This is a genomic window from Caballeronia terrestris (assembly GCF_001544515.1).
In the GTDB taxonomy this organism is placed as follows: Bacteria; Pseudomonadota; Gammaproteobacteria; order Burkholderiales; family Burkholderiaceae; genus Caballeronia; species Caballeronia terrestris.
Genome location: NZ_FCOL02000452.1, coordinates 1 through 1,206 on the forward strand (window position 1 = coordinate 1; position 1,206 = coordinate 1,206).

The following is a 1,206-nucleotide window of genomic DNA, read 5'->3' on the forward strand; positions in this document are numbered from 1 at the left end:
CCTCGAGCAGATCGGTCGCGCGGTTTCACATGGGGCACGCATCGTGTGTGGGGGCAGGCGAGTCGAGCGCCCGGGATTCTATTTGCAACCGACTGTCTTGACCGACATCTCGCCGCAGAATGCCGTCTTTGCCGAAGAACTCTTTGGCCCCGTCGCGGCGTTCCACGTCGTCGAGAATGAAGCCGCTGCGATTGCGCTCGCCAATGGCACGCCGTACGGTCTGGGCGCGTCGGTGTTCACAGCGGATACCGAGCGCGGCGAGCGGGTCGCCGCGCAGATCGACAGCGGCATGGTATTCATCAACCAGCCATTCGGCACGGCAGCGGAACTGCCGTTCGGTGGCGTCAAGCGCTCAGGCTTTGGCCGCGAGCTATCTCAGCTGGGCTTCGATGAATTCGTCAACAAGAAGCTGATCAGGGTTGCTCCAGTGGGCGCAGCACCGTTCGGTCCCGTGCGGGTCGCCTGAGCGTACCTCGGCGCGCCGCGCGGTCATCGCCATGTCCGTCCGAGGACGCATGATGCCGGCCACATGGCGAGGCGCGAGAGTGTGGACCTTCATTCATATTTCTTTGAACGAACACCATGACTAACAAGACTATTATCAGTTGTGCACTCACTGGAAGCGACGATACCCCGCGTCTGAGCCCTGCGGTACCCGTTACACCCAGGCAAATCGCCGAGGAAGCCATTGCTGCATGTGAAGCCGGTGCGAGCATCGCACACATTCACGTCCGGGAACCTGATACTGGCGTTCCGAGCACCGAGTTGTCGCTCTACAGAGAAGTCGTTTCGCGTATCCGTGATAGCGGGTGTCCGATATTGATCAATCTGACGACGGGCCCAGGTGCACGCTTCGTTCCCAGCGACGAGGACCCGAACCGCGGAAGTGACTTGAGTACGATGATGACGCCTGAGGCTCGTGTCCGGCATGTGCTCGAGTTGCGCCCGGAAATTTGCACGCTGGACGTAGCGACCATGAACTTCGGTAATCGCGCATTCGTGAATGTGCCAGACCATCTCATCAAGATGGCAAACTTGATAGAGGAAGCAGGCGTGAAGCCGGAACTCGAGGTATTCGATCTCGGGCACGTCCGCCTCGCGCGCCACCTGATCGAAACGCATGGGATTCGAGCTATCGTTGAATCTGGTGTATGCGGCGTAGGGAAGCAGGAGAAGGCGGTGGCGATTGAAGGAGAATGTTGCTTA

2 protein-coding genes are annotated in these 1,206 nt (G+C 59.6%); both read left to right on the forward strand.

The genetic code is table 11. From position 1 onward, the window contains the following. On the forward strand, nt 1-466 hold a 466-nt coding region (locus AWB67_RS38210; RefSeq protein ID WP_125477890.1), incomplete at its 5' end, for an aldehyde dehydrogenase family protein. A gap of 116 nt (nt 467-582) precedes the next feature. Continuing rightward, on the forward strand, nt 583-1,206 hold a 624-nt coding region (locus AWB67_RS38215; RefSeq protein WP_235025613.1), incomplete at its 3' end, for a beta-keto acid cleavage family enzyme.